Annotated in this window: 13 protein-coding genes; 7 read left to right on the forward strand and 6 right to left on the reverse strand. The window is 61.8% G+C overall.

The genetic code is table 11. The features are described from left to right. Positions 1–94: 94 nt before the first annotated feature. Complete coding sequence (locus J8C01_RS05310; RefSeq protein ID WP_211432688.1) at positions 95–2,173, forward strand: prolyl oligopeptidase family serine peptidase; 2,079 nt, start codon at positions 95–97, stop codon at positions 2,171–2,173. Between the two features lie 64 nt (positions 2,174–2,237). Here the strand turns inward: J8C01_RS05310 and J8C01_RS05315 are convergent, their stop codons facing one another. After that, a complete protein-coding gene (locus tag J8C01_RS05315) occupies positions 2,238–3,188 on the reverse strand; it encodes a lysophospholipid acyltransferase family protein (RefSeq protein WP_081464718.1) in 951 nt (316 codons plus the stop codon). Between the two features lie 207 nt (positions 3,189–3,395). Between J8C01_RS05315 and J8C01_RS05320 the strand changes: the two genes are divergently transcribed. Further along, positions 3,396–3,707, forward strand: a complete 312-nt coding sequence (locus J8C01_RS05320; RefSeq protein ID WP_014099585.1) for a (2Fe-2S) ferredoxin domain-containing protein — start codon at positions 3,396–3,398, stop codon at positions 3,705–3,707. After that, entirely contained in the window at positions 3,704–4,711 is a 1,008-nt protein-coding gene (locus tag J8C01_RS05325; protein ID WP_211432632.1) for a GHMP family kinase ATP-binding protein, read from the forward strand. The genes J8C01_RS05320 and J8C01_RS05325 overlap by 4 nt, the downstream gene beginning before the upstream one ends. 3 nt (positions 4,712–4,714) lie before the next feature. Here J8C01_RS05325 and tmk read toward each other — a convergent pair whose 3' ends face one another. Both tmk and hfq read right to left on the reverse strand, forming a co-directional pair. Beyond that, complete coding sequence (tmk, locus tag J8C01_RS05330) at positions 4,715–5,371, reverse strand: dTMP kinase (protein ID WP_211432633.1); 657 nt, start codon at positions 5,369–5,371, stop codon at positions 4,715–4,717. Between the two features lie 27 nt (positions 5,372–5,398). Continuing rightward, the gene (gene hfq / locus J8C01_RS05335) at positions 5,399–5,731 is read right to left on the reverse strand and encodes an RNA chaperone Hfq (RefSeq protein ID WP_211432689.1); all 333 of its coding nucleotides are present in this window, start codon (positions 5,729–5,731) and stop codon (positions 5,399–5,401) included. 222 nt (positions 5,732–5,953) lie between these two features. On the opposite strand from hfq, the gene mazG reads away from it, so the two are divergent. After that, positions 5,954–6,823: a nucleoside triphosphate pyrophosphohydrolase gene (mazG, locus tag J8C01_RS05340; RefSeq protein ID WP_211432634.1), complete on the forward strand. Its 870-nt coding sequence runs from the start codon at positions 5,954–5,956 to the stop codon at positions 6,821–6,823. Further along, the gene (dprA, locus tag J8C01_RS05345; protein ID WP_211432635.1) at positions 6,813–7,937 is read left to right on the forward strand and encodes a DNA-processing protein DprA; all 1,125 of its coding nucleotides are present in this window, start codon (positions 6,813–6,815) and stop codon (positions 7,935–7,937) included. The genes mazG and dprA overlap by 11 nt, the downstream gene beginning before the upstream one ends. 26 nt (positions 7,938–7,963) lie before the next feature. On the opposite strand, the gene J8C01_RS05350 is transcribed toward dprA, so the two are convergent. Then, positions 7,964–9,085, reverse strand: coding sequence for a bifunctional UDP-sugar hydrolase/5'-nucleotidase (locus tag J8C01_RS05350; RefSeq protein ID WP_211432636.1), 1,122 nt, complete (start codon positions 9,083–9,085; stop codon positions 7,964–7,966). 177 nt (positions 9,086–9,262) lie between these two features. Here J8C01_RS05350 and J8C01_RS05355 point away from each other — a divergent pair, with 177 nt between their 5' ends. After that, positions 9,263–10,147, forward strand: a complete 885-nt coding sequence (locus J8C01_RS05355) for an alpha/beta hydrolase (protein WP_211432637.1) — start codon at positions 9,263–9,265, stop codon at positions 10,145–10,147. A gap of 20 nt (positions 10,148–10,167) precedes the next feature. Here J8C01_RS05355 and mscL read toward each other — a convergent pair whose 3' ends face one another. Both mscL and J8C01_RS05365 read right to left on the reverse strand, forming a co-directional pair. Further along, positions 10,168–10,569, reverse strand: a complete 402-nt coding sequence (gene mscL, locus J8C01_RS05360) for a large-conductance mechanosensitive channel protein MscL (protein ID WP_211432638.1) — start codon at positions 10,567–10,569, stop codon at positions 10,168–10,170. A 44-nt stretch (positions 10,570–10,613) separates the two neighbouring features. Next, on the reverse strand, positions 10,614–11,903 hold the full coding sequence (locus tag J8C01_RS05365) for an NAD(P)/FAD-dependent oxidoreductase (RefSeq protein WP_211432639.1): 1,290 nt from the start codon (positions 11,901–11,903) through the stop codon (positions 10,614–10,616). 145 nt (positions 11,904–12,048) lie between these two features. Here J8C01_RS05365 and J8C01_RS05370 point away from each other — a divergent pair, with 145 nt between their 5' ends. After that, the gene (locus J8C01_RS05370) at positions 12,049–13,083 is read left to right on the forward strand and encodes an alcohol dehydrogenase catalytic domain-containing protein (RefSeq protein WP_014099597.1); all 1,035 of its coding nucleotides are present in this window, start codon (positions 12,049–12,051) and stop codon (positions 13,081–13,083) included. Positions 13,084–13,336 lie beyond the last annotated feature (253 nt).

Here is a 13,336-nt window from a genome sequence, read left to right on the forward strand (position 1 = left end):
GCGACAGGCGTTGCGACGCTCCCTGGTGGCCGGCACGGCAATGTTGCTCTGGACGGCCCCGCTGCCGCTTTTTGCCCAGAACTTCTCCAAAGATATGAAGGCTTCCGCATCGTCACCCATCGTCTATCCGCCCTCGAAGAAGGTCGAGCAGGTGGATGACTACCACGGCATCAAAGTCGCTGACCCCTACCGCTGGCTGGAAGATGCCGACTCACCGGAGACCAAAGCCTGGGTCGAGGCCCAGAACAAAGTCACCTTTGGTTTTCTGGAGTCCATTCCCGAACGGGCGCGGCTGCGCGAGCGCCTGACCCAGCTCTGGAACTACGAAAAGTTCGGAGTGCCGTTCCGCGAGGGCGATCGCTATTTCTTCACGCGCAACGATGGGCTGCAAAACCAGAGTGTGTTGTACGTCGGCAGGACGCCGGACGATCCACAGGCGCGCGTGCTGCTTGACCCGAACACCCTGTCTGCCGACGGCACGGTGGCGCTGACCAACTATGCCGTCAGCGATGACGGCAAGCTGCTCGCCTACGGTCTGGCCACAGCCGGCTCCGACTGGAACGAATGGCGGGTACGGAATGTCGAAACCGGTGAAGACCTGCCCGACCGTCTCCAGTGGGTCAAGTTCTCCGGCGCATCGTGGACAAAAGACGGCCGGGGCTTTTTCTACAGCCGCTATGACGAGCCGAAGGAAGGGAATCTGCTCCAATCCACGAACTACTACCAGAAACTCTACTACCACCGCGTGGGTACGCCGCAGTCGGCCGATGAACTCGTTTACGAGCGCCGGGACCACAAAGAGTGGGGTTTTGGCGGCTATGTCACCGATGACGGGCGGTATCTGGGCATTGTCGTCACCATGGGGACAAGTCCCAAAAACCTGTTTTTCTACAAGGATTTGACCAACCCGGAAGCGAAGGTGGTCGAGTTGATTCCCGACTTCATCGCCGACTTCACGCCCGTCGGCAACGATGGAACGACCTTTTACTTCCGCACTGACTGGGAAGCCCCACGTGGCCGTCTCATCGCCATTGACGCGACCCGTCCCGAACGGGCGAACTGGCGGGAGATCATTCCCCAGAGCCGGGATACGCTGGAAGCCGTCCGGTGGGTTGGCGGACGCTTCATTGCCCTATATCTGTCGGACGCCAAAACGCAGGTCAGGATGTTTGACCGCGAGGGGAAATTTGTGCAGGAGATTGCGCTGCCAGGCATCGGCACGGCCGTCGGTTTTGGCGGGAAGCCGGAAGCTACCGAGACGTTCTATGCCTTTACGAGCTTCACCCAGCCGACAAGCATCTATCGCTACGATTTCGCCACCGGGAAAAGCACGCTGCTGCGGCAGCCCAAAGTGGCTTTCGATCCGGGCACTTATGTCACCCAGCAGGTGTTCTACAAGAGCAAGGACGGCACGCGCATCCCGATGTTCATCGTCCACCGCAAGGGCCTCAGGCGGGACGGAAAGAATCCCACCCTGCTGTATGGCTATGGTGGGTTCAACATTTCGCTCACACCGTCATTCTCACCGGCCCGGATTGCCTGGCTGGAAATGGGTGGCGTGCTGGCGATTCCCAACCTGCGCGGGGGTGGCGAGTATGGCGAGGAATGGCATCAGGCCGGCACCAAGCTCAAAAAACAGAACGTGTTTGATGATTTCATCGCGGCCGCCGAGTGGCTGATTCGGGAGAAGTACACCCAGCCGGCGCGGCTGGCGATTCAGGGCGGCAGCAACGGGGGGCTGCTCGTCGGGGCCTGCATGACGCAGCGCCCGGAACTGTTTGGCGCGGCGCTGCCGGCGGTCGGCGTTCTGGACATGCTGCGCTTCAACAAGTTCACGATTGGCTGGGCGTGGGAGTCGGACTACGGCTCACCCCAGAACCCCGAAGAGTTCAAGGCGCTGTATGCCTACTCTCCGCTCCATAATCTGAAGCCCGGAACGCGCTACCCGGCCACGCTCATCACCACAGCGGATCACGATGACCGCGTCGTGCCGGCGCACAGCTTCAAGTTTGCGGCGGCGCTTCAGGCCGCGCACAAAGGCGACGCGCCGGTGCTCATTCGGATTGAGACCAGGGCCGGACACGGTGCTGGCAAGCCCACGTCCAAGCTCATCGAGGAAACGGCCGATGTGTGGGCGTTTCTCGTCAGGACGTTTCAGATGACAGTGAAGTAGGCAGGTCAGCTACCGGGCTACCGGGCGGGCCCCGTATGGCGTTGGCTGGTTCTGGCTTCCAGCTTCATACGGGGCCGGCTTCATCTTCGCTGGCTGCCTCGGCGGGAAGTTTTGGCGCTTCCGGCTGGGCGTCCATCGGCAGCGGGCGTCCGTCGCCCAAGGCGCGGATGGCTTCAATGACGCGGTTGGAAATTGCACGGTAGAAGTCAATCCGCGCCCGTTCGTCTTCCGGCAGCGGTTGATCAAGCAGGTCGCTCAAGTCGAGCGGCTTGCCAATGATGATACGCACTGTACGAAAGAAGCTGGGGATGAGCTTGCCGACGCCAAGCACTTCATCGGTGCCCATCAGACGTACCGGAATAACCGTGGGGCGCGCGTCGTAGATGAGTTTGCCGACGCCAGCGCGGCCGCGGCCGATTTCGCCGGTCCGTGACCGCGTGCCTTCCGGGAACACGATGACGATGTTCTGCCGGAGCATCTCCACCCACTGATCGACCTGTTCGAGTCCGCCGGCGCTGCGCCGGTCAACCGGGAAAGTGCGCAGGTTCTTGAAGAAGTATTCGCCCAGCACCCGCAGAACACGGTCCTTGAAGCGCCGTGAGGAAGGGTCGCCAAAAAAGTTCTTGCGGTCGGCGAGATTGATCGGGATGTATTCCGGGCGAAACAGCATGCGCGGGATGTACAGCCCGACGCCCAGGGCGAAATTGTCCAGGATGGAGGAATGGTTGGGGCAGTAGAGGACGTTTTCGTGTGATTCCGGGATGTTTTCAAGACCCTCCACCTTCATCCGGTTGAGCAGGCGAAACAGCAGAAAGCTGCCAATCGTGGCAATGCCCAGCGCGATGCCGACGCCAGCGCTCGCCTTCAGCAGGGACGTGTATTTTTCCGGCGAAGGTGGATTGTCGCCGGCTGCCGCCTTTGGTTTCGGCGTATCGGCCGGTTGCCCATTCAGGCTGCCGGAGGTCACTTGCGGGACGACGCGCATAGGCGAATCGGGGAGGCGACGTTTTGACATGGCTTCAGGTGGTCAGATGGGTTGGGGATGTCGCCCCAGCGTACATCAGGGCAGGAACCGTTATCCTGGGGCGGCGCTGGCGCTACTTTATACGTGCCAATCGGCTGGAAACAACTGGCCGGGTGCCAGGCCGGGACGACTTCCCAACCGGCAGTGTTTCCGCCAAGATAGACGGCATCCGGCACTTTGTGGAAAAGGACTTTTCCGATGAGTATCTACGAAAAGCATGTGTTCGTGTGTGTGGCGGGCAAAACCTGCCCGACCCAGGGAAGCGAGGCGGTCTGGCAGGCGCTGCGGGATGAAGTCAAAGCCTGCGGCAAGCTGGAGAGCATTCGGGTCAACAAGGCGGGCTGCCTTGCCCAGTGCGGCAACGGCCCGATGGTCGTCGTGTATCCGGAACAGGTCTGGTACGGTCACGTCACCGTGGAGGACACCGCGGCCATTGTCCATGAACACCTGCTGGGCGGGCAGCCCGTTGAACGGCTACGCTACGTCAAAACCAAGCCGGCGGCCTCATGATGCGCAGGGTCATTGCCACGGCTCCGACGCGCATTGATCTTGCCGGCGGCACGCTGGACCTGCCGCCGCTCTATCTGTTTCATCCGGGGGCGCTCACCGTCAATGCCGCCATTGACCAGCTTGCCACATGTGAGGTGACGACCCGCGCGGATACAAGCATTGTGCTGGTCTCACGTGATGTCGGACAGCGTGAAGTGTATCCGTCACGGGACGCCCTGCGCTTTGATACTCCGCTTCAGTTGTTGGCGCGGTTGGTGGCTTTCTTTGGGCCGTCGGGCGGCATCGAGGTCACGACGGCGTGCGCTGCGCCACAGGGTTCGGGCCTGGGCGGTTCATCGGCGCTGGTCATCGCCATGGCCGGGGCACTGAACCATCTGACCGGCGCGGGCTATACCCCGGAGCAACTGTTGATCCTGGCCCCGAACATCGAAACCCAGGTGATTCGCGTTCCGGCCGGAGTGCAGGATTACTATCCGGCGGTGTATGGGGGCATCAGTGCCATTCACCTGGGGGTGGGGGGCGTCTGTCATGAGTCGCTGGCGGCCGATTGGCTTCCGTGGCTGGATGCCCACGTCGTGGTCTGCCACACCGGGCAGGCGCACTTTTCCGGCACGAACAACTGGGAAATTTTCAAGCGGCACATCGAGGGCGACTTGGCGACGCAGGCGGCTCTGGCGCGGATCCGGGACTTGGCCCGGGACATGTATGCAGCGGTGTGCGCCCGTGACCTTGGCGCGGTGGCCGCAGCACTGGAGCAGGAATGGCACCACCGGCGGCAACTGGCGGCCGAAGTCTCCACACCGACTATCGAACGGCTCATGACCGTGGCGCGGGAGTCCGGCGCGCTGGCCGGGAAGGTATGTGGCGCTGGCGGCGGCGGCTGCGTGGTCTTTGTGGTTGCCGAAGGGCGCAAGCCAGATGTGCAGGCGGCTTTGACGGCTGCCGGAGGGCAGGTGCTCGATGCCCATCTCACCGCCCAAGGGCTGACCGTAACGGAAATGTGATGGCTACAACAGGGGTGGTGTCAGCCGCGCTGCCACCACCTGCCAGATGGCTGTGTGTACTTCGTCGGGGGAGCGGTTTGCATCAATGACCCGAATGCGCGTTGGGTACTGTTCGGCCAGCGCCAGAAAGCCGGCCCGTACCCGGTGGTAGAACTCCAGTCCTGCCGCCTCGAAACGGTGGGCCGGTGCGCCACGTTGCCTCAGCCGCTGGACGGCCATTTCAACCGGCAGGTCAAGCAGGAACGTCAAATCCGGTTCCAGCCCCTGTGTGGCAAGCTGAAGGCTCTGTTCGATGACCTCGGCGCTCATCCGGCGTCCAGAACCCTGATAGGCCCGGGTGGAATCGGCAAAACGGTCACAGACGACGATCTGGCCGGCAGTCAGCGCCGGACGGATGACGGTCTCGACGTGCTCGGCGCGGTCGGCAGCAAACAGGAGAATTTCAGCGCGGATGGTGGGTGCTGTCTCTCTGGTATCGAGCAAGACTTGGCGCAGGTAACGTCCAAGAGGCGTGCCGCCCGGTTCGTGGGTGTGGATGACCGGCACGGCTGCCCGCTGGAGTGCCGCCACCAGCCGTTTCACCTGGGTCGTTTTTCCAGAACCATCAATCCCCTCGAAGCTGATGAACTTACCGCGAGGCGGCGCTTGACAGGTAGGCATTGGGTTTGGGTGCCGTGCGATTACAGCTCAGGGTGTGGTCTCCCCGCCGTCACCGTCCTCTTTTTCACCTGATGAGCTTTCTGTTGTCGTGCTGGGTGCGGAGGGTGTCGGATGGCGGCCCGGGCCGCTGCGCATGACGGAAATGGTGGAAATGGCATGTTTGAAGATGAGTTGCTCCTGCTGTCCGGCTTCCAGAACAACCGAATACTTGTCGAAGCCACGGATGCGGCCCGTCAGTTTGACGCCGCTGACGAGATAAATTGCGACCAGTGAACGCTCGCGGCGCACATGATTGAGAAAGGTGTCCTGGAGGTTTTGTGAAGACGCCCCCGATGGCGACGCAGGTGATTTGGCATCCATAGTTTTGTGTCCAAAGCCCCCTGCCAAGACAGACGCGGCAGGTTGACGGTTCAACAGGTTGGGACAAAAAAGAACGTCCAAAAAAAGATGAGTGGCCAAAGTACCATTGCCGCTCCGAAAATTCCAACCGGGCCAGCCCCCTGGCTTGACCTGCCCGGTGACGAACATCCATGTTCGACCTGCACGCTGGTGCGTAGAAAACCTACAGGAGCAGTCATTGGCATGGCATCATCGCGGACCTTCCCGGACAACCCTGGCCCGGAGCAACGGTTTCAAGCTCTGGTCGAGGTCATGGCGCGGTTGCGCGGCCCACAGGGCTGTCCCTGGGACCGGGAGCAGACACACCAGACGCTCAAGCCCTATCTTCTGGAAGAAGCCTACGAGGTACTTCACGCCCTCGACGAAGGGGATGACCGGGAGCTGTGCCGGGAGCTGGGGGATGTTCTGCTCCAGGTGATCTTCCACGCCCAGATTGCGGCCGAGGAAGGCCGCTTTGACATCTACGCGGTGATTGACGCGCTGCGTGAGAAGCTCATCCGCCGCCACCCCCACGTCTTTGGCAGCCTCACAGTACAGGACGCTCAGGAAGTCACCCGCAACTGGGAAGCCATCAAGGCTCAGGAAAAAGCCCAGGAGAAGTCTGTGGCCAGCCAGGACGGCCGGCTGGCGTCAGTGCTGGATGGGGTTTCGTCCCGCATGCCGGCGCTCATCGAGGCCCGGCAACTGACGGAACGGGCCGCGTATTACGATTTCGACTGGCCGGATGCCCAGGCGGTACTCGCCAAGCTGGAGGAGGAAACCGGGGAACTCCAGGCGGTGCTGGCGCAGCCGGCACCCAACCCACAGGAAATTGCCGAAGAAGTCGGCGATCTGCTCTTTGTCGTGGTCAATCTGGCGCGCAAGCTCGGCCTCGATCCCGAAGCCACGCTCAAGGCGACGAATCAGAAGTTTCGGCGGCGTTTTGCCGCCGTGGAGCAGGCGCTGGCAGCGCGGGGCAAGACCCTTGCCGAAAGTGACCCGGCCGAGATGAACGCCATCTGGGATGCCATCAAACACGCGCCGGCATCGTCCTCTGAAAGCCATGGCGGATGACCTGCGGGACTGGTTCAGGTTGTGGTTGACGCCGGGCGTCGGGCCCGTCGTGGGCGGTAAGCTGATCCACCACTTTGGCACGCCGGCAGCCGCTCTGGCAGCCCCCTATTCAGAGTTGCGCGCTGTGGGCGTGCCGGAAGAAACGGCCCGGGCCATTGTGGGGCAGGCATCTGAAGCGGCGGTGGAACGGCAGTTGGCGGCTCTGGAGCGTTCCGGCGGTTGCGTACTGACCCTGGCCGATACGGCCTATCCGGCGCTATTGCGTGCTATTCCTGACCCGCCGTTACTGTTGTTCGTTCGGGGAAATCTGGCCGATGCCGTGGCGCAGCCCTGCCTGGCCATTGTCGGTTCGCGATCCTGCTCAACCTACGGACGGAATGCCGCCAACCGTCTGGCGCGCGACCTGGCCAGCCGGGGTGTGACCATCGTCTCCGGCCTGGCGCGGGGCATTGACACGGCCGCCCACGAAGCGGCGCTTGATGCTGGGGGGCGAACCATCGCCGTACTGGGGACGGGATTGGACGACACCTACCCACGGGAAAATGCCAAACTTGCTGACCGGATAGCAGAAACCGGGGCGCTGGTGACGGAATTCCCCTTTGAAAAGCCGCCAGCGCCCCAGAACTTTCCCTACCGGAACCGGGTCATTGCCGGATTGTGCTTGGGCGTTCTGGTCGTGGAAGCGGCTGACCAGTCCGGCTCACTCATCACGGCGCGGCTGGCTCTCGAACAGGGGCGCGAAGTGTTCGCCGTGCCGGGCAACATCACTTCGGGGAAGTCCATCGGCACGAACCGGCTCATTCAGGATGGCGCCAAACTCGTGATGGACTGGCAGGATGTCGTTGCCGAGTTTTCCTACGATCTGCGGCAACGGCTCCGCACCGGACAGCCTGCGGCAACGCCACAGGAAAGCCACTTGCCTTTTGATTTGGGCGAGGATGAGCAGTGTATTCTGGCGCTGGTGGGCTTTGATCAGCCGGTGTATGTGGATGGGTTGATTGTGCAGAGTGGGCTGGGGCAGCCACGAACCATGGCTGCCCTGCTCAACCTGACACTGCGCGGCCTGCTGCGTGAGTTGCCCGGCAAGTGCTACGTCCGGGCGTGGAATGGATAACCTTTCTGCCCAGGGGCAGAACCCGGTTACTTGCCCGCCGGGGCGGCGCTGGACGGCGGGCCGGCTGGCTCGGCCGGCGGCGAGTTGACGACGGCCTTCATCGCCTCGTCAATGGCTTTCTGGGCATCAGCGACCATCTGCTCCCAGCGTTGATCCTTGGGAATATCCTGGTCAAGGCTGGGCATCGAAAGCCGCATCTGGCTGATCTGCCCCTCCGGGGTGTAGTAAAGCCGCAGATCGCCGAGGAGCTTTGTCTGGGAAAAGGCATAGACGACCGAAACATCGTTGACCTTCTGCACCTGAAGGTACATCGCCCCAGAGTTGTTGGCCACAACGACGAGATCAATGCCCGGCACTTTCGTGATCTTGTCAGTTTGGGCTTCAGGACCATAGGACATCACAATGACGAAGTCGGCCTTGGTGCGCAGTTCGGGCAGAACCCGCTTGAGGGCTTCCGCCGGGTCCTCGATGGCAAAGTTGAGCGTTTCAGCGCCGGGATTGGGATTGGCCATGGTGACGCCCGTGATCCCCAGCCGGACGGGTTTGGGCAGCCGCTTGCTCTGCACGGTTTCAATAATGTAGGCGGGAAGCGGCGTCAGTTCCGGCTTGGTGGGACGGATGTTGGCGGAGACGATGCGGTTCAGAAAGGGAAACGTCTGGCGTTTGGTATCAAACTCAGGTTTGTGCAGCAGCTCGGCCAGCATCTGGACATCGAAGTAGCTTGCGTTGGCGGCGGCAAACCCGGCTTCGCCGTAGGCGCGCAGCATCCACTCGTTGCGCACGCGGTCGTAGGGCTGGATGTAGCCTACCGAGTTGGCAAACATCCGTCCGGCGTCGAGCTGCACAATGGCGGCGTCGGGAGCGAGCTTTTTGAGACCTTCAGCATAGCCCATCCGCCAGGCAATCCCGCCCTGGGGATGTTTGGGGCAGCCGCAGTCCTTGAGATTGCCCTGCACATCGGCACCGAACAGGAGCGAGATGGCGAAACCATCGTCCTGGCCAAGCCGGGCGGCAAACTCCGGCGACATCGCCGCTGTTCCCGGGTTGGCATCACCGGCTGCCGAGCCATTCTGACAACTGAGCGAGGGAAGGAGTCCGGCCAGCAGCGCCAGAGCTGCGGCGAGTATGATTCCATACTTGGGTTTCATCGGGTCATCTGTCTCCCGCGAAGATGTGAAGTGAAAACCTGATTATGGACGAAATGGGAAGCGCCGCAAGCCGTCCCTTGCTTCTGTTTCGAGGCGCGGCCTATGCTGCCAGACCCGTATTGTATTTCCCCTCGGCGCTTCCCACAGCGTAGCTGCCTGCCCACTGCCACTGCTGACATGTCGAAACGCCCTGCGCCGAGTCCTGCCGCTTTCACCCCGTCGCTCCCACGCGATGCCGACAGTTATGCGGGCAGTTTTCAACTCCATATCAATGTGGCCTCACGACATCTCACCCAAAAGCGGCATGTCATTGTCTATCTGCCACCCGGTCACGGCGCAGACCCGGCAGTACGCTATCCGGTGCTGTATATGCACGATGGGCAAAACCTTTTCGATGGCGATACGGCCTATATCCGGGGCCATGACTGGAAGATGGCCCGGACGGCCGAACGTCTCATGCTCGAAAAGAAAATCGAACCCCTCATCATCGTGGGCATCTGGAACACAGGCATCCACCGCATAGACGAATACACACCCACCCGCGATCCCGGCGTCAAGCAGGGGGGGCTGCTTCCCCTGTACGGACGTTTCATCGTTGAGGAACTCAAGCCTTTCATGGATGCCACCTACTGCACCGATCCCGCCCGTGACCGCACCGGTATCGGCGGCTCATCGCTCGGAGGGCTGGCTGCCCTGCTGCTGGGGCTGCACTACTCGGAGTATTTCGGGCGCATTGCCGCCCTTTCACCCTCGCTGTGGTGGGACCACGGCGTCGCCTTCCGGCTTGTGCGGCACCTGAAGCGCAAGCCGGATGTCCGCATCTGGCTCGATATGGGCACGCGCGAGATGGGGGGCGGCATTGCGCAGGTGCGGCGCATGCGCGATCTGCTCATCGAGTACGGCTGGTTGCCCGACAAAGACCTGTTCTACCGGGAAGTGCGTGGTGGCAAGCACACCGAGGACGACTGGGGAAAGCGCGTCGGCACAGTTCTGCGCCGGCTCTACCCGGTCAAAACAGCCCGCACCCGCAAGCCCCGGCCGACCGCGCTGGCTGGAAGCTGAAGGAAGCGGCCGCCGGCCGGTCAGCGTTTGAGCAGGTCCCGAATCTCGGTCAGCAGTTTTTCTTCATTGGTCGGCTCTGGCGGGGATGCCGCCGGGGCCGGCGCTGGTTGCCGCAGGCGGTTGACAGCCTTGATGACCAGAAAGACGGAAACGGCAATGATGAAAAACTGAAGGACGACCTGAAAAAAGTTGCCATACCGGATCGCAATGACCGGGTCGCCGGCTTTGGCCGCTTCCTTGAGGACGATTCTGGCTTCGGTGAGGTTGACCCCGCTGGTGAGCAGGCTGATGGGCGGCAGGATGATGTCCTCGACGAAGGACGACACAATTTTGCCAAAGGCGCCACCGATGACGACACCGATGGCCAGATCAATGACGCTGCCGCGTGAGATGAAGGTCTTAAACTCCTGAACGACACTCATGACCAGATGTCGGGAAGGGCAGGCTGTGCCTGCCGCAAGCTTGGCTATGGTGTTTCCTGGAGAAGTTCATCCGTTCGGGGGGTGGTGATGATGCGCGCCCCCTGCCGGTAGGTGATATAGCGGAAAATCCATTCGGTGAGAACACTGACCTTGTTGTTGAAGCCGACGAGCATGGCCAGGTGGACAATGAGCCAGCCAATCCAGGCCAGGAAGCCGGTCATGCGCAGTTTGCCGACTTCCAGGACGGCGGCCGCCCGTCCGATGGTCGCCATGCTGCCCTTGTCGAAATAGACGAACGGCGGCGGCTTGGGCCTGCCGCGCAACTCGGCAGCCAGGACCCTGGCGGCATAGCGCCCCATCTGAAGCGCCGCTGGCGCCACGCCCGGCACGACGACGCCCCTGGCGTCGGTCAGCGCCGCGATGTCGCCGATGGCGAAGATTTCGGGATGACCGGGAACCCGCAGGTCGGGTTCAACCTGAATCCGCCCGGTCCGGTCGGTGGGCAACCCCAGTTTGCGCGCCAGAGGATGCCCTTCGACACCGGCGCACCAGATGATGTTGGCCGCCTCGATGATTTTTCCGTTGTCCAGTTCAATCTGGTGTGGTCCGACGCGGACGACACGCGAGGAGACACGCACATCCACGCCGAGCTGAACAAGCTTCTGGCGGGCGTACTCCGAAAGGGCCGGATGATAGGGCGGAAGCAGGCGTGGAGCGCTCTGGATAAGAAAGACCCGCGCCTGAGAGGTGTCAATGTTTTTGAAATCGCGCCGCAGAACGCGCCGCGTCAGCTCGCCGAGCGCCCCGGCCAGTTCGACGCCGGTCGGGCCACCTCCCACAACGACAAAGGTGGTCAGACACTTGACCAGGGACGGGTCGGGGCAGTTTTCGGCTTCCTCAAACGCCGAGAGCACCCGGTTGCGGATGTTGAGGGCATCTTCAATGCCTTTGAGTCCGCCGGCGTAGCGCGCCCAGTCGTCATTGCCGAAGTAGCCTGTGCGGGCGCCAATCGCCAGTACGAGATAATCGTACTGAAGTGTCCGCCGCCGCATGGTGATGATACGGCTCTGGAAGTCAATCCCGGTAACTTCATCCATCAGCACGGTGATGTCACGCCGCCGGTCGAAAATCGTGCGGATGGGTTCGGCAATGTCGGACGGGGAGAGGTCAGCCGTCGCTACCTGATACAGAAGCGGTTGAAACAGGTGGTAGTTGTTGCGGTCCACCAGCGTAATGTCGGCCAATCCTTCCGGGAAGGCCTGGCAAAAAGCGACGCCGCCAAACCCGGCACCGACAACAACGATGTGTTTGCGTCGGGAAGCAGATTGGGTCATCCGAGTTGATACGTTCTCTGAGTGGATAACTTCAGGAGCTTTCGTCTCACAATGGGGAGCGGCTTGACGACGCCCCCTTACTTCGCCACATTCCACGTGGCAATTCAAGCCAGCCATTCAGGTCGGCAGGACAGGGGGCACCACTATGACGGCGTTGATGAAAGTCGCCCGCGTGTATGACTTTGATGACATTCGGATCGAGCACATGCCACGTCCGTCAGTTGGCCCCCGCGAGCTGTTGGTTCAGGTCAAGGCCAGCGGGATTTGCTCCGGGGACGTGACGCCCTGGTACATCAAGCGCAAGGCGGGCAAGGTTCTGGGGCACGAGCCGGCCGGCATCGTGGCCGAAGTTGGCGCTGAAGTGACCGGTTTTCGCGTCGGCGATCCCGTGTTTGCCCACCACCACGCGCCCTGCTTCAACTGCAAGTTCTGTGAAAAGGGCGAGTACGTCCAGTGCGCGACGTGGAAAGCCTCGCACATCGTGCCGGGTGCCATTGCCGAGTATTTCCTCGTCCCGGAAGTCAACCTGCGCGACACCCTGCGCCTGCCCGAAGGGATGTCCTTCGAGGATGGGGCACTCGTCGAACCGGCTGCCTGTTCGGTCAAAGCCATCCGCAAGGCCCGGCTTCACCCACGCGATACGGTGCTCATCATCGGGTTGGGGATCATGGGGCAGATGAACGTCCTGCTTGCCCGGCAGGCCGGCGTCGAGCGGATCATCGGGGCTGATCTGGTGGACTGGCGCTGCGCCAAGGCGCTGGAGTTTGGCGCGGATGCTGTCATCAACCCGGCACGGGAAGACCTGGTGGAACGGCTGGGGGAACTGACCGCCGGCGCGATGGCCGATGTCGTCATTGTGGGGCCGGGCAGCGTCCCGGTGATGGAATTGGGCATCCGCTGTGCCGGAAAAGGTGGGACGGTCGTGTTTTTCATGGGGTCATCGCCGGGTGAACGCCTTACCGTCGAGCCGTTCCATCTGTACTTCAACGAGATTGATCTGGTGATGAGCTACTCCTGTGGGCCTGACGACACGCGGGCGGCGCTACAGTACATTGCCGAGGGCGTTCTGACCGCGGAAAAGCTGGTTACACATCGCTATACCTTGGAGGACACAGGACTGGGCTTCCGAAAAATGGCCGAGGCACAGGATGTTCTCAAGGCGCAGATCATTTTCCCCTGACGGACAGTTTCTCAGACCTGGTTCTCTGTCCGATGTGTCGTGGGGAGCAAAACCGTGGTTGGCCGCCGGTGGCTCGCAGAGTAGAGTGGTACCATCAGCTCTTGTTACCGTTGGTTGTGAGTGCTAAGAACAATCAGGCCGAAACCCTTGGGTTTGGGAGGGCGACGGTGGGCTGGACGGTACGTTTCCGGTAAAGTCCCGGCAAAACACTCGGCCGTCCCGATGGATTCCCGGATGTGCCGTCGGTAAACAC

The sequence above is a fragment of the Chloracidobacterium sp. D genome, from assembly GCF_018304685.1.
GTDB classification, from domain to species: Bacteria; Acidobacteriota; Blastocatellia; order Chloracidobacteriales; family Chloracidobacteriaceae; genus Chloracidobacterium; species Chloracidobacterium thermophilum.